General features: G+C 68.1%; 20 protein-coding genes. 10 read left to right on the top strand and 10 right to left on the bottom strand.

Features of this window, described 5'->3' with window-relative positions; all coding sequences use genetic code 11:
• The first annotated feature begins 15 nt into the window (after positions 1–15).
• Positions 16–798 (top strand): SDR family NAD(P)-dependent oxidoreductase, encoded by a 783-nt coding sequence (locus tag DB354_RS09670; protein ID WP_107835371.1) that lies wholly within the window; start codon positions 16–18, stop codon positions 796–798.
• Positions 799–1001: 203 nt separating this feature from the next.
• On the opposite strand, the gene DB354_RS09665 is transcribed toward DB354_RS09670, so the two are convergent.
• Positions 1002–3716 (bottom strand): von Willebrand factor type A domain-containing protein, encoded by a 2715-nt coding sequence (locus tag DB354_RS09665; protein ID WP_107835369.1) that lies wholly within the window; start codon positions 3714–3716, stop codon positions 1002–1004.
• 13 nt (positions 3717–3729) lie between these two features.
• The gene (locus DB354_RS09660; RefSeq protein WP_107835367.1) at positions 3730–4269 is read right to left on the bottom strand and encodes a sigma-70 family RNA polymerase sigma factor; all 540 of its coding nucleotides are present in this window, start codon (positions 4267–4269) and stop codon (positions 3730–3732) included.
• Positions 4270–4355: 86 nt separating this feature from the next.
• Between DB354_RS09660 and DB354_RS09655 the strand changes: the two genes are divergently transcribed.
• From DB354_RS09655 to DB354_RS09650, 3 genes are all read left to right on the top strand, one after another.
• The gene (locus DB354_RS09655; RefSeq protein ID WP_107835366.1) at positions 4356–5975 is read left to right on the top strand and encodes a peptide ABC transporter substrate-binding protein; all 1620 of its coding nucleotides are present in this window, start codon (positions 4356–4358) and stop codon (positions 5973–5975) included.
• Positions 5976–6210: 235 nt separating this feature from the next.
• On the top strand, positions 6211–6681 hold the full coding sequence (locus tag DB354_RS22670) for a hypothetical protein (RefSeq protein ID WP_233256599.1): 471 nt from the start codon (positions 6211–6213) through the stop codon (positions 6679–6681).
• Positions 6660–7610 (top strand): DNA glycosylase, encoded by a 951-nt coding sequence (locus DB354_RS09650; RefSeq protein WP_233256598.1) that lies wholly within the window; start codon positions 6660–6662, stop codon positions 7608–7610. The genes DB354_RS22670 and DB354_RS09650 overlap by 22 nt, the downstream gene beginning before the upstream one ends.
• Before the next feature lie 159 nt (positions 7611–7769).
• Here the strand turns inward: DB354_RS09650 and DB354_RS09645 are convergent, their stop codons facing one another.
• Genes DB354_RS09645 through DB354_RS09630 form a run of 4 tightly spaced genes read right to left on the bottom strand, consistent with a single transcriptional unit; the run spans position 7770 to position 10391 of the window.
• Positions 7770–8645 carry an RNA polymerase sigma-70 factor gene (locus tag DB354_RS09645; protein WP_107835363.1) on the bottom strand — a complete coding sequence of 292 codons (876 nt, stop codon included), beginning with the start codon at positions 8643–8645 and terminating at the stop codon, positions 7770–7772.
• Positions 8646–8659: 14 nt separating this feature from the next.
• The gene (locus DB354_RS09640; RefSeq protein ID WP_107835361.1) at positions 8660–9130 is read right to left on the bottom strand and encodes a carboxymuconolactone decarboxylase family protein; all 471 of its coding nucleotides are present in this window, start codon (positions 9128–9130) and stop codon (positions 8660–8662) included.
• A 57-nt stretch (positions 9131–9187) separates the two neighbouring features.
• Entirely contained in the window at positions 9188–9571 is a 384-nt protein-coding gene (locus DB354_RS09635) for a VOC family protein (protein WP_107835360.1), read from the bottom strand.
• Positions 9572–9617: 46 nt separating this feature from the next.
• The gene (locus tag DB354_RS09630) at positions 9618–10391 is read right to left on the bottom strand and encodes a hypothetical protein (protein ID WP_146180173.1); all 774 of its coding nucleotides are present in this window, start codon (positions 10389–10391) and stop codon (positions 9618–9620) included.
• An 88-nt stretch (positions 10392–10479) separates the two neighbouring features.
• Here DB354_RS09630 and DB354_RS09625 point away from each other — a divergent pair, with 88 nt between their 5' ends.
• Positions 10480–11439: a pyridoxal-phosphate dependent enzyme gene (locus DB354_RS09625; protein ID WP_107835356.1), complete on the top strand. Its 960-nt coding sequence runs from the start codon at positions 10480–10482 to the stop codon at positions 11437–11439.
• A complete protein-coding gene (locus DB354_RS09620) occupies positions 11436–12185 on the top strand; it encodes a rhamnogalacturonan acetylesterase (protein WP_158277462.1) in 750 nt (249 codons plus the stop codon). The genes DB354_RS09625 and DB354_RS09620 overlap by 4 nt, the downstream gene beginning before the upstream one ends.
• 258 nt (positions 12186–12443) lie before the next feature.
• On the opposite strand, the gene rhaM is transcribed toward DB354_RS09620, so the two are convergent.
• From rhaM to DB354_RS09605, 3 genes are all read right to left on the bottom strand, one after another.
• On the bottom strand, positions 12444–12758 hold the full coding sequence (gene rhaM / locus DB354_RS09615) for an L-rhamnose mutarotase (RefSeq protein ID WP_107835353.1): 315 nt from the start codon (positions 12756–12758) through the stop codon (positions 12444–12446).
• Positions 12759–12937: 179 nt separating this feature from the next.
• Positions 12938–14830: a hypothetical protein gene (locus tag DB354_RS09610; protein ID WP_146180172.1), complete on the bottom strand. Its 1893-nt coding sequence runs from the start codon at positions 14828–14830 to the stop codon at positions 12938–12940.
• Positions 14831–15299: 469 nt separating this feature from the next.
• The gene (locus DB354_RS09605) at positions 15300–17327 is read right to left on the bottom strand and encodes a hypothetical protein (RefSeq protein WP_107835351.1); all 2028 of its coding nucleotides are present in this window, start codon (positions 17325–17327) and stop codon (positions 15300–15302) included.
• A gap of 190 nt (positions 17328–17517) precedes the next feature.
• Here DB354_RS09605 and DB354_RS09600 point away from each other — a divergent pair, with 190 nt between their 5' ends.
• Positions 17518–18549 carry a LacI family DNA-binding transcriptional regulator gene (locus DB354_RS09600; RefSeq protein WP_107835350.1) on the top strand — a complete coding sequence of 344 codons (1032 nt, stop codon included), beginning with the start codon at positions 17518–17520 and terminating at the stop codon, positions 18547–18549.
• Here the strand turns inward: DB354_RS09600 and DB354_RS09595 are convergent.
• Positions 18539–19495, bottom strand: coding sequence for a helix-turn-helix domain-containing protein (locus DB354_RS09595; RefSeq protein WP_107835349.1), 957 nt, complete (start codon positions 19493–19495; stop codon positions 18539–18541). The two genes, DB354_RS09600 and DB354_RS09595, sit on opposite strands and share 11 nt — an antisense overlap.
• A 133-nt stretch (positions 19496–19628) precedes the next feature.
• On the opposite strand from DB354_RS09595, the gene DB354_RS09590 reads away from it, so the two are divergent.
• The 3 genes from DB354_RS09590 to DB354_RS09580 all read left to right on the top strand — a co-directional run bounded on the left by DB354_RS09590 (position 19629) and on the right by DB354_RS09580 (position 22950).
• The gene (locus DB354_RS09590; RefSeq protein WP_107835348.1) at positions 19629–20711 is read left to right on the top strand and encodes a uroporphyrinogen decarboxylase family protein; all 1083 of its coding nucleotides are present in this window, start codon (positions 19629–19631) and stop codon (positions 20709–20711) included.
• Between the two features lie 448 nt (positions 20712–21159).
• On the top strand, positions 21160–21615 hold the full coding sequence (gene sufU, locus DB354_RS09585) for a Fe-S cluster assembly sulfur transfer protein SufU (protein WP_107835347.1): 456 nt from the start codon (positions 21160–21162) through the stop codon (positions 21613–21615).
• 105 nt (positions 21616–21720) lie between these two features.
• Positions 21721–22950: a cysteine desulfurase gene (locus DB354_RS09580; protein ID WP_107835346.1), complete on the top strand. Its 1230-nt coding sequence runs from the start codon at positions 21721–21723 to the stop codon at positions 22948–22950.
• Positions 22951–23053: the final 103 nt, after the last annotated feature.

Genomic DNA, 23053 nt, shown 5'->3' with positions numbered 1-23053 from the left:
CGTACCGTCGCCCGCATGACTTCGCGCCTCCACGCCCTGGTCACCGGAGCATCCCGCGGTATCGGCCGCGCCATTGCCGAGCAACTCGCCGCGCGCGGCTGCCGGGTCGCCGTTCACTACCACCAGAATCGCGCCGCCGCCGAATCCCTCCTCGCGACGCTCCCCGGCGACGGCCACGCCTGCTTCGCAGCCGATCTCCTGCGTAATGACGGAGCGGAGACGCTGTGGACGGAGGTCGAGCGGGGCTTTGGCCCGGTCGATCTGCTGGTGAACAACGCGGGCATCTACGAGCTCCACGCGTCGCTCACCACTGACCACGCCGCCTGGCGCGAGGCGTGGCAGCGTACCCTCGCCTCCAATCTTCTCGCCCCGGCGCACCTCTGCCACCTCGCCGCCCTCGCCATGGTCAGCCGCGCGGAGCGCACCACGCCCGACGCCTTCGGGCGGGGACGCATCGTGAACATCTCGTCGCGCGGCGCGTTTCGCGGCGAACCGCACGCGCCTGCCTACGGCGCCAGCAAGGCCGGTCTCAACTCGCTCAGTCAGTCGCTCGCCAAGGACCTCGCCCCACGGGGCGTCTTCATCTTCTGCCTCGCGCCCGGCTGGGTGGAAACCGACATGGCCGCGGAACACCTCACCGGCCCGCGGCGCGACGAGATTTACGCCCAGCACCCGCTGGGCCGCGTCTCCCGCCCGGATGAGATCGCCCGCGCCGCCGTGTTCTGTGGACTCGACGCCCCCGCCGTCATGACCGGCTCCATCGTCGACCTCAACGGCGCGAGCTACCTTCGCACCTGACCGCCGCCCGCGCCGCCGGCCCGTTCGTTCGAGCGTCGGCAGGCTGGAAAGTTGCAGGGTCCAGGTTCTCCAGGGCGGCCGCCGGCACGGCGTTGCAGGTGGGAAAGTTGGAAAGTGACAGGTTCCGGCCTTCGTTCACCCAACCGCGAGCAAGTCGCGCCAACGTATCCGTTCTCCGGGTTCAGCCTTCAGCCTTCGTTTCTTCAGCCTTTTCCCATGAGTCGCTGGGTGCGGCGCGCCAGGTCGATGAACTCCGCGCGCTGCCCCGCGGGGTCGTCGGCCGGCTTCGCCGCCGCGCCCGCCGCCCAGGCGATGACGTCGCCGATGCTCGCGCTGCCCCGGTACGGCGACTCGCGCAGCACCATCCCGTACGCGGCGACCGCCGCCGCGAACCTGAAATCGGAGCTGGCATTCGCGAATGCCGCGCCGCCATCGGTCAACGGGATCTCGAGCTTCTGGCTGACGTCCCCGTCCGGCGCCTTGTAGCGGATCTTCACCGCCAGCAATTCCGCGGCATGGGGCACCACCGCCGAGGCGAGCGGCGCCGCGACGGCGTAGCGTGAGACATCCACCGGCGGCGGCATCACCACGTTGGCTGCGTCCGCCCCCACCGGCACGATCTCGTAGAGCGCGGTGACGGTGTGCCCCGCGCCGATCTCGCCGGCGTCGACCGCATCGTTGTTGAAGTCGTCCTTGTTGAGCAGGCGGTCCTCGTAGCCCAGCAGCCGGTAACTCGCCACGCGCGCCGGGTTGAAGTCGACCTGGATCTTCACGTCCTTCGCCACGGTGAGCAGCGTGCCATTCACCTGCTGCGCGAGCAGCTTCTCGGCCTCCCGGCGCGAGTCGATGTAGCCGTAGTTGCCATTCCCCTTGTCGGCTAGGAGCTCGAGCGTGCTGTCCTTGTAGTTGTGCATCCCGAAACCGAGGGCCGTCAGCGCCACGCCGGTCTTGGCCTTCTCCTCGATCAGCCGCGCGAGCTCGCCCTGGTTCGTCACGCCAACGTTGAAATCACCATCCGTGCACAGGATCACGCGGTTGATGCCGCCGGCGATCACGTTGGCCTTGGCAATGTCGTACGCCAGCTGGATGCCCATCGCACCGTTGGTGGAGCCGCCGGCATGGAGCGCGTCGATCGCCTCAAGGATCGTCTGGGAGCGGGACGCCAGCGTGGACGGCAACGCGAGCCCTGAGGTGCCGGCGTAGGTGACGATCGCGACGCGATCATCCGGGCGTAGCGCCTGGATGAGCACGCGCATCGCCTGCTTCACGAGTGGCAGCTTGTTGGCGCTCTGCATCGAGCCCGACACATCGAGCAGGAACACGAGATTGGCCGCGGGCCGCTGGGCGACACTCACCTCGCGCGCCTTGATCCCGATGCGCACGAGCCGGTGCCCCGGAGCCCAGGGCGCGTCCGCAACCTCGAGCGAGGTGAGAAACGGCGTGCCGTTATCCGCCGCCGGAGCCGTGTATTGGTAGCTGAAGTAGTTGAGCAGCTCCTCGATTCGGACCGCATCGGGCGGAGGCAGCCGCCCGCCTTCGACGAAGCGCCGGACATTCGCGTAGCTCGCCGTGTCCACGTCCACGGCAAAGGTGGAGAACGGCTCGCTCGCCGCCGCCACAAACCGGTTGTCGTGCTGAAAAGCGTAGCTCTCCGTGTTGTGCGGCGTCGGCTGATACGCGTAGTCCACCTCCGGCACGGGTGGTACCCGCGGGACAAAGGGTCGCGGCCACGGCACGCCCGCCGGAGGCGGCATCCGCCGCAGCGCGTCGATCGTGTTGTTCCATTCGCCCGGCACGCGGAACGAGAACCGCTCCGGCGGCGATTTCAGACTCGGAGCGAGCAGCGGCGCCGCCGGCTCCTGCGGCCATGGCGTCACGTAGGCATGCATCTGCGGCGCGGGCACGCGGCTCCGCGGCTCCGCCGGGATCACGAACCCCGGATCGTCGGGATAGTAATAGGGACGTGGCGCTTGGGCGGCCGCCACGCGCGCGGTCTTCGAACGCGTAGCCGCCACGTCCGAGCCATACGGTACCCCCAAATGGACGTCAGTAGCCGTAAGCATGACCTGCCCGCCAGTTGGCGTCGCTGGCTGCTTGCTGAGCGCAAGACTGCCTGGCGTGTGGCCGCTCGCCCAGGTCGCGTCCGTGCCTTTCGCGCCCGGCACCGCTGCGCCAACATACTGCCCCGACGCCGGCCGCAGCCCCGTCGTGCTTTCGACGGCCGCATACGTCATCGACCGCTCGCCGGTTTTCGCGGCTTGCGCCGTCCGCACCTGCTCGAGCAGGCCCCGCGCGGCCAGTTCACGGGTGTTCGCCCGGGCCGCCTCGGCAAACTGCTGCTTTCTCACCTCAAACGCCTGCAGCCGCAGCTCGTCCGCCTCGGTCTTGGGGTTGTCGACCGCCGGAGCAGCGTCAGCAGTGGGCAGGGCCTGCGGCTCGGCCACCGCGACCGTGCCGTTTCCCGGCGGGTTCAGCTTGATCTCCGTATAGTACCGCACCTCCTGCGCCGGCCGCTCATCACGCAGCGCCAACATCACCGCAAAGCACGCCGCCGCCACGCCGCCCACCACATAGTAGAGCTGCGGGAAACGCAGGATCTTCGCGCCGAAACCGCCGCTCGCATAAGGAGGCGTCGGCCGGTGCGGTGCGGTCGCTGGCGCGGCATGGCCGTTCAGCGTGATCACCTGGGGTTCACCGCCAGGCGAGACTACCACCGGCACGCGCACCTGCGGTTCCGGCTCGTGCGCGAGCGCGGTCTCCAGTCTCTGCGCAAATTGTCGGATCTGCTCCACGGCCGCGCGTGCGGCCGGGTCCTCCCGCAGCGCGGCTTCGACCGCCGCGCGGTCGGACTCGGGCAATTCGCCCAAGGCATACGCCGTAAGCTTCGGATCATCGGGGGAAAGTCGGGAAGGGTTCATCGTCTCGTTCTCCTTAGGGCCGCTGCGCGGCGAATTCCGTGCGCAGGCGCGCCACGGCGGTGTGAATCAGGAAGCCCACGTTGCCGATCGACAGCTCCGTGATCCGGGCGATCTCCTGATAACTGAATCCGTTCTGAAACTTCAGCCGGATGACCTCCTGCTGGTTGGGCGGCAACCGGTCGATCAGGCGCAGGATCGTCTCCTGCGTCTCCGCGTCCTCCAGCGCCCGCCCGGGCCGCGGCTCATGAGCGGTGACCCGTTCCACCTGACCCTCCTCGAAGCGCTTCATACGCCCCTCCTTCCGCAGCACGTCCAACGCCCGGTTGCGACAGACGGTGAACAGCCACTCGGTGGCGTGGCCCGCGACCGTTTCGGCCGGCTGGGACATGAAGCGGACGAACGTGTCCTGCACGACGTCCTGCGCGCGCTCCCGGTCGTTGAGGAGTCGCGTGGCGTAACGCACAAGGGGAGCGCGTTGCTCCGCAACGATGCGCTCCAGAAACGAGGTGTTTGCATGGTCGATTACCCGCGGATTCGGGGGAGTTGGCGACATGTGGTTCTCCTGGGTAAACGAGCTGCGGCGCGGTTTCTTAGAAAAGACTTTTGCCAGCATGGCGAGCCGGGGCTTCCTTGCCGCCTATGCGTCGCTTGTGCCTGCTCGCCAGCCTCCTGCTGCTCCTGCTCCCCGCCGGCTGCACGCGGCCCGACACCCCCGCCGCCGCCGGCGTGAAGTCCCGCACGCTTCTGGTCGGCAATGCCGCCGAGCCCGCCGACCTCGATCCGCCCACCGTCACGGCCTACACCGACATGAACATCGTCATGGCGCTGTTCGAGGGGCTCACGTTCATCGACGAACAGACCACCCGGCCCGTGCCCGCCGCCGCCGAGCGCTGGGAAACCTCGGCCGACGGGCTCACCTGGACGTTTCACCTGCGACCCAACGCCGCCTGGTCCAACGGCGATCCCCTCGTCGCCGACGACTTCGTCCAGTCGTTCCGCCGCACCGTGTCCCCGCGCCTGGCACTCGAGAACGCCTCCTACCTTTTCCCCCTGAAGAACGCCGCGGCCATCAACGCCGGCAAGATCGAGGACCCGGCCGCGCTCGGCTGTCGCGCGGCCGACGCGCACACCCTCGTGCTCACGCTCGAGCGCCCCACCCCGCACCTACCGCTCCTCACCTCCCTCACCTACTGGTATCCGATCAACCCGCGCGTGCTGGAGAAGTTCGATGCCATGCGCAACCGCGGCACACCTTGGACGCGCCCCGGAAACCTGGTGGGCAACGGCCCGTTCACGCTGGCGGAATGGACGCCCCACGCGCGCGTCGCTGTCGTGAAGAACCCGCGTTACTGGAACGCCGCCGCCACGCAGCTCGAGCGCATCGAGTTCTTCCCGTACGAGAAAGCCGACGCCGAGGAGCACAGCTTTCGCGCCGGCCAACTGCACGTGACGTTCTCACTGCCGGTCTCGCGCATCGCCACCTGGCGGAAACGCGACCCCGCCCAGTTGCGCGTCGATCCGTTCCTCCAGACCACCTTCGTCTCCTTCAACACGAAGCGCCCGCCCTTCGATGACGCCCGCGTGCGCCGCGCCTTCGCCCTCGCCATCGACCGCGCCGCCATCTCGCGCACCGCGCTCGGCGGCAGCTACGCGCCCGCGTTCGCGGCCACCCCGCCCGACTCCGGGGGCTACACCGCCCGCGCCCGCGTCGACTACAATCCGCAGGAGGCTCGCGCCCTCCTCGCCGCCGCCGGCCACGCCAACGGCGCCGGCCTGCCGGCCCTCTCCCTCCAGGTGCGCAACGACGACCTCCAGCCCGTCGTCGCCGAGGCGCTCCAGGGCATGTGGCAGCAAACCCTCGGTGTGCACGTCGAACTCACCCCGCTCGAGCAGAAGACTTGGCTGCAAAACCAGCGCACGTTGAACTACTCGCTGTCGACGTTCTCCTGGGTCGGCGACTACCCCGACCCACTCACGTTCCTCGGCCTGTTCACCGGCCAGAGCGGCAACAACTGGACCGGCTGGAGCGCGCCCGAGTACGACCAGCTCATCGACACCGCCGCCACGACCACCGATGCCGCGCGCCGGCTCGAACTCTTCCAGGAGGCCGAAGCCTTCCTGCTCGAAACCGCGCCCGTCACGCCCGTCTATCACGGCGCACAGACATTCCTCATCCACCCTGCCGTCCGCGGCTGGGTTCCCGCCCTCCTCGGCAGCCGCCGCTACCAAAAGGTGAGCCTGGCCCCCGCGAACGAGTAGTTCTTTCCGCCACCCGCCCGCTCCGAAGAACAAGATTCGCCCTCCCCCGCTCTTTCGCTCTCACTGCTCCCGCCCGTCGCCGGAGAGAAAGAGTAGGAGTAAGAGAAAGAGTAAGACCCTCCGTCGGCCACTCTCACTCTCACTCCGCAGGCCACTTTCACTTCTTCCGTCCCCTCACTCCCTCATTCCCTTTCCCTCATTCCCTTCACTTCCCTTTCCCTCATTCCCTTCTTCCATGCGCTGGCTCTCCGCCCTCTTCGTTTCCGTTCTCCTCACGGCGTCCACCTTCGCCGCTGACTCCGCGCTCGTGCGCGTCTGGCCGCGATGGGTCAACGCCGAGGATTTCGACCGCATCGGCCAGTACTTTGGTCAGTCCGAGAGCGACCGACGCGAACTCGTCCTCCGCACGCACGCCGAGGAGCGCGCGGGGCTCTACTTTCTCGTTCGCCTCAAGGGCGAAGCGTCCGCCCCGGCCGCGCAGATCGTCGTCGAGGTCATCCGACCCGACGCGCCCGAGCCGAAGCGCTTCACGTTTCCCGTGACGCTTTCCGCCAAGCGCCGCGTCGTCGAAGTCGGCCTCACCGGCGCCGACTGGCCCGGCGGTCGCGATGCCCATCCCGTTGCCTGGAAACTCAGCCTGCTCGACGCCGCGGGAAATGTCCTCGCGAGCGAGCAGAGCTTCCTGTGGGCCAGCCCAACCAAATAGCACCCGTCCCCGCGGGCGCCGGCTGGTCCGACTGGCAGGACGTACCAGGCCTGCCGCCGCTCACCGCCGCCGTGCTCGCTGAGCTCGTCGACGGCGGCCAGGCGTTTCGCTGGTACCAGTCGGCGGACAGTTGGTACGGCACCTGGGCCAACCACGTCGTGCGCGTGCGACTCAGCCCGAAAGGAGCGCTGGAATGGTGCGCCCCCGCCGCCCAGGCCCAAGCCACCGTGTCCGCCGTCGCCGCCTATTTCGGCGCCACCGTCGATTTCAACGGTCTCACCGACGCCTTGCCCTGGCGCAGCGACCCACACCTCGCCCGCTGTCTCGACGCCTTTCCCGGGCTGCGCATCCTGCGCCAGCCGTTCGGCGAGACGCTCCTCGGTTTCCTGTGCAGCGCCACGAAGCAGATCGTCCAGATCAAGCAGATGGTCGCGTTGCTCGCCGCCCGGCTCGGCCAGCCGATCACTCCCGCGCAACGCGCCCTCCTCGCGCGCGGCGCCCCCGCGAGCCTGGGCTTCCAGCGCCCCACCTGGGAGGCGCTCGCCGAGGCCCCGGAGGCCGACCTCCGCGGCTGCCTCCTGGGCTTTCGCGCCCGCTACATCGGCGAGACCGCACGCTTCCTTGCCGCGCATCCAGGCTGGCTCGAGGAAACCGAGACCTTGCCCTACGCGGAGGCCAAGACGCGGCTGTGCGGCCTGCCGGGTGTCGGTGAAAAGGTGGCCGACTGCGTGCTGCTCTTCGGTGCCGGCCGCCTCGAAGCCTTTCCGGTCGATGTGTGGATCCTGAAGACGCTCGCGCGTCGCTATGGACTCGATGGCTGGAAACCCGCTCCGCTCGCGCAGTTCGGCCGCCTGCACTTCGGCCCCTCCGCCGGCCTCGCTCAGCAATTCCTCTTCGCCTGGGAACGGGCCCGAAGGAGTGAGGAGTGAAAGTGAGAGTGAAAGTGCGCAAGCCGACGCAAGCTTCCTCTCTTCCGCCTCTTCCTCTTTCTCTCGCGCCCGAAGCCTTGGATCGCGTCCGCTCCCAACACGCAGGAGCAGCCTCCCACGGGGACTCATCATTCTAAATTCTGCATTCTCCATTCTGCATTAGCTGCCGTCCGCCCCCGGCGGACGGCAGCGCACCAGCTTGTCCGGGTTGCGCACAATGTAGATCGCGCGCACGCGGTCGCCGTCGAAGTCGAGTGACACCACACGGTCGACTTTGCCGCCGACGCGAACCACGGCCCCGGGTCGGCCGTTCACCAGCACGTACGTGACCTGCGGCGCCGCCGTCGCGAAACGTCGGATACCGACGAAGAACCGGGCGACCCGATCCGCCGTCCGCACCGGCCGGATCACCGCGTTCGCCTTGCCGCCGCCATCGGCGATCAGCACGACGTCGTCGGTCAACAACGCCAACAGCTCGCGCAGGTCCCCCGTCTGCGTTGCGCCGAGGAAGCGATGCGTCAGTTGTTCCGCCTTTTCCGGCAGCGTGGCCGTCCGCCCCGCGCCGCCGGCCAGGCTGCGCCGGGAGCGGCTGACGATCTGCCGGCACGCCGCCTCGCTGCGGCCGACGATGCCCGCAATCTCGGCGTAGTCGTAGTCGAAGGCCTCACGGAGCAGGAGCACCGCCCGCTCCACCGGGGCGAGCGACTCCAGCATCAGCATGAACGCCATGCTCAGCGAATCCGCCAACGCCGCCGGCTCGGCGGGATCCGCCGCCGCGTCGTGCAGCAGCGGCTCCGGCAGCCAGACCCCGACGTATTCCTCGCGGCGGCGCTGCGCCGAGCGCAGGCGGTCGATGCAGAGTCGCGTGGTGGCCGAGACCAGCCACGCTGTCGCCGAGGTGACAACCGCGCGATCCTGCGCCTGCCAGCGCAGGTAGGCTTCCTGCACGGCATCTTCGGCATCGGCCACGCTGCCAAGCATCCGGTAGGCGATGCCGAACAGCCGGGGCCGCAGCGCCACGAACGGATCCTCCATGGCGGGTCCTCGACTCACGCGCCGAGCTCCGGCGGCACGCGGAAACCGACGTTGAACCGGTTCCAACCGTTGATCGTGACAATTGCCAGCGTGAGCCGCGACAGCTCCGGCTCGGTGAACTGCGCGCTCACCTCCGCATAGGTGTCGTCCGCCACCGGCGCGAGCCGGGTCAGGGCTTCGGTCCAGCGCAGCGCGGCTCGCTCGCGCGCGGTGTAGCCCGGCGCCTCGTGCCACGCATTCAGGAGGTAGAGGCGCGCCGAGGTTTCGCCCCGCTGCACCGCGTCGCGGTGGTGCATGTCGAGGCAGAAGGCGCAGCCGTTGATCTGCGAGGCCCGCACTTTCACGAGGTCGAGCAGCGAGGGCTCGAGCCCCGACGCATCCACCGCCCGCTGCAGGGCCAGCATGGCCTGCAGGACCTCGGGCGTGGCTTCGGCGTAGTCGAGACGCGGTTGGACGTGGGTTTCTTCGTTGGTGGGAATGATCATGACACCAACGAAGACGAAATGCCGGTCGCGTTTGTGACGGGCCGGCCAGAATCGGCCTTAGCGGCGCGCCTTTTGAATCAGTTCCACCTCGTAACCCTCGGGCGCATCGACGAACGCGATCGTGTCGCCGCTGCTCGTCTGAGTCGGGCCGTCGCTCAACGCGTAGCCCTTCTTCGCGATCGCCGCGGCGAAGGCCTCGATGCTGTCGACCTCGAACGCGAGGTGCATGAGGTCGGACTGCACCTGCACGCTCGGACTGTTCGGCAGGTAGGTGATCTCGATCTCCTCGTCGCTGTTGGGCGTCGCCAGGAAGACGATCTGCGCGCCGCGCGGGGAAACGCTGCGGCGGGCCACCTTCAGGCCGAGCACATCCTCATAAAAGCGGATCGTGCGCTCGGGATCATTCACCCGCATCCGGGTGTGCAGAAGTTTCTTAACCATGGTGCCGGCTAAGGTGCACCGAACCGGCCGTCGCTCAACTGGAACCTCAAGCCGTCGGCGCCGCCGGGTCGCGCAGGGCGTGCATCAGCTCCGCCAGGCTCGTGGCCGCCTCTGGCGTGTCGTTGCAGTAGATCGCGACGCGGTCGGCCAGGTCGGCGCTGTCGAGCAACGCCCCGTACACCGCGAGCGTCGCCTCACGGGTGCGCGCAGCCGCCACCGCCACCTCCACCTTGATGTTCGGGTTTGCCTCCTTCGCGGCGCGAACCACCCGCTCGACATATTCGCGAAACGCCACTCGCCCGCTGCTCAGTTCGGAACGCGCATAGACCGTGATCACGTCTCCGTAGCGCGCGATCTCGCCCACATGCGCCAGCACCCGCGTGTCGGGATACTCGAGGCCCACCACCAGCGGGATCCCGAGGTGCTGCGTGTCCTCGCGCATCATCTGGGCTTCACGCCGCACGCCATCGTGGTAGCGGCCAGGCACAAACACCACCGCCTTGGCGCCAGCCAGGTTGCGCTGGCGCTCGCTGATCAAGGTGTCGTTCGCCACGTGAACCCAGACATCGGCTTGCTTCAGCCCAACATCCGCCACGCGAAAGCTGCCTTTCAGCGCATCGAGGTGTGACACGACCACGGCATCTCCGGGCCGCGTGAGGTCGTTCAGCTGCTTCACAAACGGCGACTCTCCGACGTAGAAGTCGGGGTACACCGTGACCGGCAGGTTCCGCAGTTTTTCCCGACGCAAGTCGGCCGACTCACCGGCGGCAGACGCCACCGAAACCAGACAAAGCGCAAGGGCAAGGTAGGTAAGGCGCATAGACGCAAACAAACTGCCGGAGAGATTCCGTCAAGCGCCTAGTCGCAGGGGAGTTGCACGGCCAAGCCCGCCGCGGCATGGTTTCGCCATGGTCGATTTCGCCGCGATTCAGGCCGCGCACGCGCGGATCCAGCCGCACATCCACCTCACGCCCGTGCTCACCAGCGAGCGACTCAACGCCACCTCGGGTGCACGGCTGTTCTTCAAAGCCGAGAATTTCCAGAAGGTCGGTGCCTTCAAGGCACGCGGCGCCACCAACGCGGTGCTCGCCCTGTCGGCCGAGGTGGCCGCCCGCGGCGTCGCCACCCACTCCTCCGGCAACCACGCCGCCGCGCTCGCCCGCGCCGCCCGCCTGCGCGGCATTCCCGCCCACATCGTGATGCCCTCGAACTCCTCGGCCGTGAAGGTGCGCGCGGTCGAGGGCTACGGCGGGCGCATCGTCTTTTGCGCCCCCAACCAGGCCGCGCGCGAAGCCGCCTGCGCCCAGGTCATCGCCGAAACCGGCGCCTCCCTCGTGCACCCGTACGAGGACGAGCGCGTCATCGCCGGCCAGGGCACCGCGACCGTCGAGTTGCTCGCCCAGGTCCCCGACCTCGACGTCGTGCTCTGTCCGGTCGGCGGCGGCGGACTCCTCGCCGGCACCGCCCTCGCCTCCCGCCACCTCCGGCCCGGCCTCCGCGTCGTCGCCGTCGAGCCCGCCCAGGCCGGCGACGCCGCGGAGTCGTTCCGCCGCGGCGAACGCACGCCCTGGGCGCAAAACAACACGATCGCCGACGGACTCCGCACCAACATCGGCACCACGAACTTCGCGATCATGCAGCGCGCGGTGGACGACATCGTGACCGTCACCGAGGCCGCCATTATCGAGGCGATGCGCACGATCTGGCAGACGCTGAAGATCGTGATCGAGCCGTCCGCCGCCGTGCCCTACGCCGCGCTGCTCGAGAGCACGTCTGCGTTCGCCGGTCGTCGCGTCGGGCTGATTCTGACGGGCGGGAACGTCGACCTCGACGCCCTGCCATGGTCGGCGCCAAAGTCACCGGCATGAACCTCCCGCTTCGCGTTTGTCTCGCGGTGGCGCTGGCTGCCATCGCCCCCGTCCTCCGCGCCGCCGAGACCACCCCGCCCCCGCACGTGTTCATGGTCGGTGACTCCACCATGGCCAACAAGCCGCTCGACCTGCCCGAGCGCGGCTGGGGCATGCTGCTCCCCGAATTTCTGCGCGAGCCCGGCATGGTGCAGAACCACGCCATGAACGGCCGCAGCACCAAGAGCTTCATCGACGAGGGGCGCTGGGACAAAGTCGTTGCCGAGCTCAAGGCCGGCGACTTCGTGATCATTCAGTTCGGCCACAACGACGAGAAGGACAAGGACCCCAAGCGCTACACCGACCCGGCGACCACCTTCCGCGACAATCTCCGCCGCTTCGTCCGCGACACCCGCGCCAAGGGCGCCACCCCCATCCTCGCCACCCCCGTCTGCCGCCGGAAGTTCGACGCCAACGGCAAACTCGTCGACACCCACGGTGCCTGGCCCGACGCCACCCGTGCGGTGGCCGCCGAAGAGAAGGTTCCGCTGCTGGAACTGCAGCACGCCACCGCGGCCTGGCTGCAGTCCGTCGGCAACGAGCCCTCGCGGCAGTTCTTCATGTGGATCGAGCCGGGCAAGTATCCGAAAATCCCGGACGGCCGGAAGGACGACACGCACTTCGTCGAGGCCGGGGCCCGCCACGTGGCCGGGCTCGCCGCCGCCGAGATCCGCCTCAACCTCCCGCTCGCGCGCTGGCTGAAGTGAACCGCCAGGGACCGGCTGACCATCACCGCGCCCCGCGCCACCCAGCGCCCCCTGCGCGCCACGCGTTTCCAGCGCGACGGCCGGCAGCGCCGAGTATCCGGACATTATTCCGGCGAGTATCCGGACATTATTCCGAGTATCTGGACATTATCCCGCAATCAATTGCGGGATAATCGTTAATATTTGCAGCCCTCGTCGCCTCTGCGTCGTGCCAGAGGATCCGGCGGGAGGATCCGTGAGGGCGAGGACGCCGCGCGTTCAGGCGAGGTGGAAGACTTCCTTCAGATCCTTCGAGACCGGGCTGTTGTCCGGGTTGGACGGCATGACGTCGCCCATGTGCTTCCACCAGCGCTGGCAGACCTCCGTCTTGGCGACCGCCGCCCAACGTTCCTCGCTCTCGATTTCGACGTACCCGAAGAGCTGCCGCGTCTCCGGATGGAGGAAGATGGAGTAGTTGTGTGCGCCGTGGGCTTTCAACACGGCCGCCAGGTCGGACCAGATCGGCTGGTGCCGATGCGCATACTCGGCCTCGCAGCCGGGGTTCACGGACATCACGAAGGCTTTGCGAATCATAGGAGGGAGTTGGGGATGAAGGTTGGAGAGGCGGCAGTCCTGGCCAACGGCCGGCCGCCGCAAGGGTCACTCCTTCTGCGCGCGCGCCGGAGCGGTGTCACGTGCCGACAAGGCGGACAGTAAGGCGCTGCACCGCAGCGGCCCGCCCGAGAGGGGACCGGAGCCGCCGCGCACGCGGTTCACTTCGTGGTCGCAGCCGTCGGGGCGCTCGTCGGCGTGGCGGTCGGAGCGTTCGCCGGGCCCGAACCAGCAGCAGGCGGCGTCGGCAGCGGACGCAACGACGCCTTCAACCGCTGGAAGTTGCTCCGGCTCGCTTCGTCGCGGCCGTTCTTCACCCCGAAATCCGTCAACCGGTGCGCCACTTCGTCCAGGCCCGCGTCGCGGCAGAGCGTGGCGGTCTGATAGACGAGCTTCAGGCGATGCGAGAAGATCTGCACGCCCTGCACGAGCGGCACCAACTGCTCCTCCGTCGGAGGCGTGCCGCTGCGGAGAAGCGTTTCGGCCAGCAGTTCGTAGCTCGCGGCCATGGGCGGCGGCAGCACGCGACCGGCCAAGAGCGGCTGCGTGATGGCCTGCACCTGCTCGGGCGAGAAGCGGTTGTCCTTCGCCCCCGGTGCGGCGAGCGCATCGGCGTACAGGTAACGCGCCAGCTGCAGGTAGGCCTCGGGATCGCTGCACTTGCCCGCCACCGCCGCGGTGAGAAACCGGCGCGCGCGATCAGGCTTGCCCGCGGCGTGCTCGATCAGGCCGAGCGCGGCGAGGAGCTGGGGATCTCGGTCGCCGCGAATGTACGGCGCGATCAGCTCGGTGCGGGCGTCCTCCGTCCGGCCGGCGAGCTGCTTCGTGTTGCCCTTGATGCGGCCGATCTCGGCCGGCGTGGCGTCACGCAGCTCGACCTTGGCCGTCGTCAGGAAACTGCTGCGGTCCTTTGCGCGGTAGATCTGCGCCTCGTAGGCGGTAAACTGGATGTAGCCGCGGAGCTGCATCGCCATGTCCTTGTAGGACATCTTGAAGCACTCCTTGAATAGCGCCTCGGTCACGGGTTCGCGCGTGCTGCGGAGCAGGAAGGCGCTGAAGGGCTTTCGCCATTTGCCGTGCTCGCCGAACAGGCACATGTGCACGAACGCGTAGCACTGCTTCGCCCACACATTGTTGCCGAGCGGATTCTGCGCCTCGACCGCCTCGTGGGAGAGGGCGAAGAGACGGTCCATCGGCATCAGCGCGCGCCGGGCGAGGGCGTTGTTGAAGTCGCGATCCTCGGCCGGCGCGCCCGGGAGCAGCCCGCTGTCTGCGCTTTCGCCCGCCGCCGAGCCGCTGGCCGCCATCTGCTGCGCCGCCATCGCGTTCATGCTGGCGACCATGCCGGCCTGCGCGGACACCGTTCCCGCCTCTTCAATTTTGCCGAACTCGATCCACTTCGGATTGAATTCCATCCCCATCACGATCTGCGCCATGCCCTCCTCGAACCACGCCGGCAGTCGCGGGTCGGCCCGGCTCAGCATGTACCGCACGTACTCGCGATAGAGCTGCTTGTTGTGGTCGATCGAGAGCTGCGTGGAATTCGTGCCCAGCATCTCATCGAGCGAGATGTCGAGCGCAGCGACATTGACCACGCTGGAGCCCAGATTGACCACGATGGCGCCCCGCAGCGGGTTCCGCAGGTAAAGGCTCGCGGCGATCAGGTCGGGCCCGTCCTCGGACTTGGCCGGCCGGAACGAGTCGAACTCGCGCGCGCGGTTGCACAGCACCAGCAGCATCGGCGTGTTCAACGTGGCGGGCATCGGCCACACCACGTCGAGCGCCTCGCGAAACATCTGGAAGTCCTGCACCAGCCGCCGCGTGGTCCGGTCCGACGCACTGCTCAGCACCTCGATGCCCGGCAGCGACACATAGCGCCATGATTCCGGCGGCGGCAGTTCGCGGGAGTCGGTGACGACAAACTTCGGCAGCTCAACGATGGGGCCGGGATTGGCCTCCTCGGCGAAAGCGAGGGTCCCAATGCCGCCAAGGCCAAAGGGCACCCAAAACGCACCCGTACGAATCAACCCGGAGAGGTAGGCCGAGAGTTTCATGTCACGGTTGAGACGACCCATCTGCCATAAAGTTGCCAGACTAAACAAATTCGCACGTTACCGCCTCAGCGCTGCTTGCGAAAGCAAGCCCCCGCCCATGCCGAGGCGGCACCCCTCCGGCCCCGAGATCAGGGACAGGTCCGCATCGTCCCCGTTGGGTCCCGAGATCAGGGACAGGTCCCTTTGGCCGATGGCCACAGGCCCAAATCAGGGACAGGTCCGTATCGCTGCCTGCGGATGGAAGCAAAGAGGGACAGGTCCGTTTGGCAGCCAGCCCGATCAGGGACAGGTCCGCATAGCCGACTGCGGCCGGACGAAAAAGGGACAGGTCCGTTTGGAAGAACCCGGGGGGCCTCCTCAGTGCGACACGCGCGGCCGTGGCGGGTCCTGCGAGTTCCCGACCGTAGGCAGCAAAAAGCCGCCCGCCTCAGGGGCGGACGGCTTGGAAAAGGGCGGGCGCGGGCTGCGGTTACGAAGCCCAGCGCAGGAAGAAGAGGAACAGGCCGACGATCGCGGCGGACAGCGCGCTGCAGGAGATGAAGCCAATGGTATCGACCTTGTCCCACTTGCAGAACTCGATGTTCGTTCCCGGGAAGAGCTTCGTATGGTCGAAGCGGGTCGGGTTGCGCTTCGTCTCTTCCATCGCCGCGGCCTCGAGCTCGGGCGTCTCGCCCACCGGCGTCTTCATCTTGCCGTAGAAGAACGCGACGCGCTTTGGGTCCGTCGGCTTGGTCAGGAGGCTGACCACGATCAGCACGCAGAACGGGAACAGGCCGTCGAAGAAGCACTGCAGCGTGAAACGCTGCGTCGGCGTCATCGAAACCACGTCCACGCCGAGCTTGCTCACGGTCCAGGACTCGAAGTTGAACCGGTTGGTCCGCGACGCGCTGGCGATCAACGGGCTGCTGAGATCGTCGGGATTCTGGTGGACGACCTTGTTGAAGAACACACCCGTGCCGGGCGTGGTGCTCATCTGCGCGAGCGTCGGGTTCGTCGCGATCGACGGCACCTTCGAGGCGGTCCACGGCACGACGAGGATGCACAGCGTCGAGAGGATCACGCAGGCCCACACCGCCGGGGCAGTGACGCGGCGCCACCAGTAGGTCAGGAGCACGGCCGCGCCGAACGGGATGTTCACGGTCAGCACCATCTGGACGATGTCGTAGAAGCTGCCCATTACCGTCGCGGCGACGGTGCCAAGGAGCAGGACCGCCACGATGGTGCAGCGCGCGTAGAACACGCCCTGCTTCTGCGAGATCCCGGGCCAGATCTGGCGGTAAACGTTGCGAACAAAGAGCGAGGAGATTGCGAGCGCCTTGGCGGCAAGCGTCGACATCGTGCCGGCGAGCACGCCAGCGAGCATCAGGCCGATGAGGCCGGGTCCGAGCAGGCGGTTGGACATCGCGCCCCAGACGGCATCCGGATCGGACAGCCCGCCGACGCCGAACATGGCGACCGCGATGAGGCCGGCGAAGACCCACATGATGATCATGAGGCGCTTCAGGTAGGTGCCGGAAACACCGGAGCGTGCGGCGAACTCGTTCTTGGCCGAGCCGCAGATGCCCATGTTGTGGCTGAGGCCGCCGTTCTGGACGATGCTGATGAGGAGAATGCCGACGAGGCTCCAGAAGGTAAACTGGGCGCCGCCGCCCGCGCCAAAGAGGTCAAACATCTCCTTCGGAACCTTGTGGGCAAGCGCCGACCAGCCGCCGATCGCATGCAGTCCCGTCGGGATCAGCAGGATCGAGAAGACGATGATCAGGACGCTCTGCAGGCCCTCGTTGACCGCCGCCGCGGCCATGCCGCCGAGGACGATGTAGGTGCCGACGACGAGCGTGAAGATGGCGTAGAAGGCGACGTCGTTGAGGACGGTGACGTAGCTGCGCAGCTCGCCGCGGGCGTTGCGGTCCTGCAGCAACTCGAGCCGGTGCCGGGCCTCCGGGCTCAGCGGTGTCACGGAGGCCTGCTTCTGCAGACTCTTCAGCTCGTTGTAGCCCTCGACCGAGGCGCGCTCGGTGACGGTCCACTGCGCCTCCTGCTTCACCACGAGGGAGGAAGCGATCTTGTAGGCGGTGACGTTGCCGAACCCGAGAAACACGCAGGCGACCAGGATCTGGAAGATGGCGTAGAAAAGGCTCAGACCGCGGCTGGCGTAGCGGTCCTCGAAAAGGTCGGAGACGGTCGTGAGGCGCACGCGGCGGAACCAGACGTTCATGAACCAGAAGTACGGGTTCATGAAGACGGTCTGGAACGAGAGCCACGCGCCCGGCGCGCCCTGCTGGTACACGAAGCTCGCGGTGCTGACCGCACCCTGCGGCTCGGTGGCGTTGCCGAAGTTCAGGAAGAACTGGTACAGCTTGCCGAGTTTGCGGCCCGCCAGAAAGTAGCCCTCCTCGGAGCTGGCGCCCTTCGATGCCCGGAAGCCGATGTAGACGACTGCCACCAGGTAGGCGATGATGATGAGGATATCGAGGATGTGCAGGCTGCCGAACGTCATGGGGAAATCTGGAGGTAGGCGACGTTGTGCCCCGCTGGAAGCAGCGGCGAGCAAACAGTTCCGCGGACCGTCAGGCACATCCGACTTTGAAGGCCGCTAAGCCGCTGGCCGACACCACCCGCGAGGAAGTTGCCGGGAAAACGATTGCCTTCGCCCGGCCTGGCTTCGAAATGCCGGACAGTCCGAGAACATGGCCTCCGACGTACCAACCCTCCGCTCCCTGGCGCGTGCGCTGGGTCTTTCCCGCACGACCGTGTCCGACGCCCTCCGCGGCTCGCCCCGCGTCGACCCGAACACCGCCAGCCGCGTGAAGAAGGCCGCCCGCGAGGCCGGCTACCGCCGCAATCCGCTCGCGGGCGCCTTGATGTCGGAGCTCCGCCGTTCCCGCGGCGCCGCCTTCCGGGGCGTGATCGCCGCCATCGATTTCAACGAGCCCAACCGCCCCGCCGCGGCCGCGGCCTACCACAAGGAACTCGTCAGCGGCGCCGAGGAGCGCGCCAGCGAACTCGGCTTCAAGGTCGAGCGCTTCGTCGTCGGCAACGGCGGCGTCTCCGTCCAGCGCCTCGACTCCATCCTCCAATCGCGCGGCATCCACGGCGTCGTGCTCCTCCCAGCTTGGGACGAACCCGACCTCACCAATCTCGACTGGCACACGTTCGCCGGCATCTACACCGACTACATCATCGAGCACCCCGCCCTGCACTCGGTCTGCCCCGACCACTACCGCTCGATGCTCGCCGCCCTGCAGCGGCTCGCCGGCCTCGGCTACCGCCAGCCCGGCCTCCTCCTCCAGAAGCACCAGGACGAGCGCCTGCAGTTCCGCTGGGGCGCCGCGTTTCGCGCCTTCCTCGAGAATCACCCCGAGGTCCGCGCCGTCCCGCCCCTCATCGTCGAGAACTTCACCCGCGAGGAATTCGTGAAGTGGTTCCGCAAGCACAAGCCCGACGTCGTCATTTCCCACCACTCCGAGGCGATGGACTGGATGGAATCCTGCGGCGCGCGCATCCCCGAGACGCACGGCTTTGTCGCCCTCAACGTGTGGATGAAGACGCGCCCATGCGCGGGCCTCGACCTGCAGCCGCGCACCCTCGGCGCCCGCGCCACCGAACTGCTGATCGCCCAGTTGCAGCGCAACGAAACCGGCATCCCCGAGTGGCCCCTCACGACGACGATTCCGGCCCGCTGGGTCGACGGCCCGTCCGTGCGGCAGCTCAAGCCGTAGCGTTCGCCGCCTGCGCCCGCACCTCGCGCGGCGCCCGCGCCTCGCGGCGGCGGAAGATCTCGATCATCCGCCGCGGGTCGCCGAACCCACACGCATACGCGATCTCCTTGATCGGCATCCGCGTGTCCTTCAGCAGCCGCTTCGCCCGCGCGTAACGGCTGCACTCAATCTCCGCCCGCACGCCGCGCGGATGCTGCGCCGCAAACCGCCGCTCGAGCGTCCGGGCATGCAGCCCCACCGCCCGCGCCACGTCCGCAATGCGAATCGGCCGGTGACTGTTGTTGCGCACGAACTCCAGCGCCTTCGCCACGTCGGGATCGGCCGCCGGCACCCGTTCGGACACCGTGCGCGCCAGCTCCGCTTCCGTCGCCGCCGCCACCAGCGCCAGCACCCGCAACGCCAGCGCTGTCAGCTCCGGCCCGTTCTGTTCCGGCTCCGCCCGCGCCTTCGCCAGCAACGCCTCCCACGCCGCGCGCGCCGCCCCCAGTCGCTCGCCCAACGCCACGCAGGGCCGCGTGAACACGAGGCCGCGCCGCCGCAGCCGCTGCAGGTACTCGCCGCCCAGGCAGAGCCACCGCTCCGTCCATCCCGTCGCCGGCAGCGGTCGGTAGCGGTGCCACTGTCCCGGCGCCATCAGCAGCACGTCCCCCGGCCCACACTCCCGCTTGGGCAAATTCCGGAATTCGTATTCACCCCGCCCGCGGGTCACCAGAACCAGCGCGTAGTCCGGCAGCGTACGGCCCTTCCGCCAGTCGAAATCGTAAAGCGAGGGATGCCCCGGCCGCGGATAACCCTCGTTGCGCGCATAATCCTGCGCGCCGACGCTCGTAACGTAGAGTTCCCAGCCCCGAATCGCATCGCCCACCGGCAGGTAATGCGCGCACCCGCCCCGGGGGTCGCCCGCCGGCGCCCCCGCGCGCTTCCCCTGCTGTCGCAAAGCCGCCATCGTTTGTCGCAAAATCGGAATTCTGGCCTATTGCGCCAACCCGGCCCGCCAGGGCAAGACTCTTGTTCCAGCCGGCGCGTCCGCCGCTCCTCCAGCTCCTCCAGCCCGCGGCCCGCCCGTCGCCCCAAAGCTCATGACGCCGAAAGAACGCATCCTCGCCACGCTTGCCCGCCAGCCGGTCGACCGGCTCCCCGTCGACCTGTGGCACACGCCCGAAATCGGCGTCGCCCTCCAGCAGCGTCTCGGCGTCAAGGACGACCTCGCCGCCTACCGCGCTCTCGGCCTCGACAAGATCGTCTGGGTGTTCCTCGACTACCTGCCGCCCGACGGCGGCCACGTCACCACCCTCGTCGGCCAGACCGACGATCCCACCGCGAACCGCACCACCTGGGGCGCCCCGCTGCGCGACGTGCAGGCCGGCGCGGCCCATTACGCCGAGGTCGTTTCCGCGCCGCTCGCGGGCTACGACACCCCGCAGTCCCTCGACGACTACCCGTGGTGGCCGCAGGTCGAGCGTTTCGACTACGATCGCGCCGTGCAGGCCGCTGCAGCCGCCGCGCGCGAGTTCGCCGTCATCGGTCCCTGGGTGTCTTTCTTCGAGATCTACTGCCAGATGCGTGGGCTCGAGCAGGCGATGATCGACCTGGTCGAGAACGAGGAGCTCGTCGAAGCCGCGCTCGACCGCATCGAGTCCATCCAGACCGAAATGATGCGCCGCTATTTCCCGCGCGTTGGCCGCAACCTCGACCTGGTGTTCATCAGCGACGACATCGCCGGGCAGCAGTCGCTCCTCCTCTCCCCCGCCATGTGGCAGCGCCACCTGCAGCCTCGCCTCAAGCGCTGGTGCGACCTCATCCACGCCCACGGGCTGCGCACGTTCTACCACACCGACGGCGCCGCCCGCCCCCTCATCGGCCAGATTCTCGACTGCGGCGTCGACGTCCTGAACCCGATCCAGCACGCCTGTCCCGGCATGGATCTCGCCGAGCTCAAGCGCGAGTTCGGCCACCGCGTCATCTTCCACGGTGGCGTCGACAACCAGACCGTGCTCCCGCGCGGCACGCCCGAGCAGGTGCGCGCCGAGGTCCGTGACTGCCACGCCACCCTCGGCGCCGGCGGCGAGGGCTACATCTGCTGCTCCTGCCACAACGTCCAAGCCGGCACGCCCATCGACAACATCCTCGCCATGATCGACGAGGCCCGGCGGTTGCGCTGATCGCCCGGGCCAGATGTCAGATGTCGGACGTCAGACGTCAGAGGACAGAAGCCAGAAACCGGAAGCCTGCCTGTCCTCCGAAGCCTTGGCGAAGGAGGAAGGCCGGAAGCCGGAAGACAGATAGACGTCGGATGCCAGAGGTCGGCCCAGGGCGGTCATCCGATCCAGCGGGCATGGGCGCAGGGCGGTTGTTGCCGCCGGCACCAACCCAACGTTCCGACCGGCACAGTGCTCGACCCCTGCGCCCCGCGCGGCGCAGGTGAATCGCACCTGGGCCGCGCCATCACGTTGATCTCCATCGGGCATGACGACCCGACGGGCTGCTCCGGACGGCGCGCCTACCACTGGCGCCAACGGCCGCCGCCACCGCGCCCAGCTCCTCAGTTGCCAGCCGCCGCGAACGTGGTTCAGTGCGGAACCAGTCCCGACTTTTCATCGCCTCCACGCCATGTCCGCCGACCTCACCGAGCTATACCAACAGGTGATCCTCGATCACAACAAGCGCCCCCGTAACCGTGGCAAATTGCCCACGGCCAACCGGGTGGCCCACGGTGACAACCCCACCTGCGGCGACCAGTGCAGCGTGTACCTGCGGCTCGAGGGCGACCGCATCGCCGACATTTCCTTCGACGGCTCCGGCTGCGCCATCTCCCAGGCCAGCGCGTCGTTGATGACCACCCAGATCAAGGGCAAGACCACCGCCGAGGCCGAAGTGCTCTTCCAGCAGTTCCACGACATCGTCACCAGCGGCAAGGAACCCGAGGAGATCAGCGATCTCGCCGCCTTCGCCGGCGTTCACGCCTTCCCCGCCCGCATCAAGTGCGCCACCCTCGGCTGGCACGCCGCCCTCAACGCCCTCCACGGCGACGCCTCTCCCGCCACCACCGAATCTCACACCGACTGAGCGGCCCCCCGCCTCTCCCCCACCTCTTTCTCTTCCTCTTACTCTTTCTCCCCTTCCGTCCCTCCGCCCCTCCCACTCTCACTTTCACTTTCACTCTCACTCCCCGTGTTCTCCGGCCGCGACGTTCGCTCTGATTTTCCCACGCTCCACCAGCAGGTGAATGGCAAGCCTCTGGTGTACCTCGACAACGCGGCGACCGCCCAGAAGCCCCGCGTCGTGATCGACGCCCTCTCCCGCTTCTACGAACGCGACAACGCCAACGTGCATCGCGGCCTGCACGCGCTCTCCAACCGCGCCACCGAGGCCTACGAGGGTGCCCGCGCCCGCGTCGCCAAGTTCATCAACGCCGCCGACCCCGCCGAGATCATCTTCACGCGCGGCACCACCGAATCCATCAACCTGGTCGCCTCCAGCTGGGGCGGCGCCAACCTCAAGCCCGGCGACGTGATCCTCCTCACCGAGATGGAGCACCACTCCAACCTCGTGCCCTGGCAGCTCATCGCCCAGCGCACCGGCGCCAAGCTGCGCTTTGTCCCGGTCGCCGGCGCCAACGTCGAAGGCGGACTCGACCTGTCCGGCCTCAACGCGCTGCTCACGCCCGAGGTGAAGCTCTTCGCCTTCACCCACGTTTCCAACACCCTCGGCGTCATCAATCCGGTCGCCAAGCTCTGCGCCCAGGCCCGCGCCCGCGGCATCATCACCGTCATCGACGGGGCCCAGTCCATCGGCCACATGCCGGTCGATGTCCGCGCCCTCGGCTGCGATTTCTACGCGTTCTCCGGCCACAAGATGGCCGGCGTCACCGGCATCGGCGCGCTCTACGGCCGCCGCACCCTCCTCGATGCCATGCCTCCGTACCAGGGTGGCGGCGGCATGATCTCCGTCGTCGAATACCAGCAGAGCAAATGGAAGCCCTCGCCCGAGCGCTTCGAGGCCGGTACGCCCAACTTCGCCGACGCCGTCGCGCTCGGCGTCGCCTGCGACTACCTCGACAGCATCGGTCGCGACGCCATCGCGCGCCACGATGCCGCGCTCGCCCAGGAAGCCTACCAGCGGCTCGCCACGCTCCCGGGCATCCGGCTTCTCGGCCCCACCGGCGAACGCAGCGGGCTCGTCAGCTTCGCCTTCGCCGACGTCCACGCGCACGACATTGTGACCTTCGCCGACGAGGACGGCATCGCGCTCCGCGGCGGTCACCACTGCAACCAGCCGCTCATGCGCAAGCTCAGCCTCACCAGCACCACGCGCGCGAGCTTCTACCTCTACAACACCGCCGAGGAGATCGACGTCCTGGTGAAGAGCCTGCAGCGCATCCTGAAGTTCTTCACCGGCTGACCGCCGCGAAAAGTGTCACGCAATACGTGACACTTCCGCGCACAGCGCCCTCTGAGCCCCCGGGAAAGTGTCACGTATTGCGTGACACTTTTCCGTCCCGGCC

The organism is Opitutus sp. ER46, assembly GCF_003054705.1.
Taxonomy (GTDB): Bacteria; Verrucomicrobiota; Verrucomicrobiia; order Opitutales; family Opitutaceae; genus ER46.
This window is presented reverse-complemented; position numbering and strand designations above follow the sequence as displayed.

Coding starts and splice junctions, on each gene's coding strand:
- DB354_RS09670 (WP_107835371.1), top strand. CDS start 16: ATGACTTCGCGCCTCCACGCCCTGGTCACCGGAGCATCCCGCGGTATC.
- DB354_RS09665 (WP_107835369.1), bottom strand. CDS start 3,716: ATGAACCCTTCCCGACTTTCCCCCGATGATCCGAAGCTTACGGCGTAT.
- DB354_RS09660 (WP_107835367.1), bottom strand. CDS start 4,269: ATGTCGCCAACTCCCCCGAATCCGCGGGTAATCGACCATGCAAACACC.
- DB354_RS09655 (WP_107835366.1), top strand. CDS start 4,356: ATGCGTCGCTTGTGCCTGCTCGCCAGCCTCCTGCTGCTCCTGCTCCCC.
- DB354_RS22670 (WP_233256599.1), top strand. CDS start 6,211: ATGCGCTGGCTCTCCGCCCTCTTCGTTTCCGTTCTCCTCACGGCGTCC.
- DB354_RS09645 (WP_107835363.1), bottom strand. CDS start 8,645: ATGGAGGATCCGTTCGTGGCGCTGCGGCCCCGGCTGTTCGGCATCGCC.
- DB354_RS09640 (WP_107835361.1), bottom strand. CDS start 9,130: ATGATCATTCCCACCAACGAAGAAACCCACGTCCAACCGCGTCTCGAC.
- DB354_RS09635 (WP_107835360.1), bottom strand. CDS start 9,571: ATGGTTAAGAAACTTCTGCACACCCGGATGCGGGTGAATGATCCCGAG.
- DB354_RS09630 (WP_146180173.1), bottom strand. CDS start 10,391: ATGCGCCTTACCTACCTTGCCCTTGCGCTTTGTCTGGTTTCGGTGGCG.
- DB354_RS09625 (WP_107835356.1), top strand. CDS start 10,480: ATGGTCGATTTCGCCGCGATTCAGGCCGCGCACGCGCGGATCCAGCCG.
- DB354_RS09620 (WP_158277462.1), top strand. CDS start 11,436: ATGAACCTCCCGCTTCGCGTTTGTCTCGCGGTGGCGCTGGCTGCCATC.
- rhaM (WP_107835353.1), bottom strand. CDS start 12,758: ATGATTCGCAAAGCCTTCGTGATGTCCGTGAACCCCGGCTGCGAGGCC.
- DB354_RS09610 (WP_146180172.1), bottom strand. CDS start 14,830: ATGAAACTCTCGGCCTACCTCTCCGGGTTGATTCGTACGGGTGCGTTT.
- DB354_RS09605 (WP_107835351.1), bottom strand. CDS start 17,327: ATGACGTTCGGCAGCCTGCACATCCTCGATATCCTCATCATCATCGCC.
- DB354_RS09600 (WP_107835350.1), top strand. CDS start 17,518: ATGGCCTCCGACGTACCAACCCTCCGCTCCCTGGCGCGTGCGCTGGGT.
- DB354_RS09595 (WP_107835349.1), bottom strand. CDS start 19,495: ATGGCGGCTTTGCGACAGCAGGGGAAGCGCGCGGGGGCGCCGGCGGGC.
- DB354_RS09590 (WP_107835348.1), top strand. CDS start 19,629: ATGACGCCGAAAGAACGCATCCTCGCCACGCTTGCCCGCCAGCCGGTC.
- sufU (WP_107835347.1), top strand. CDS start 21,160: ATGTCCGCCGACCTCACCGAGCTATACCAACAGGTGATCCTCGATCAC.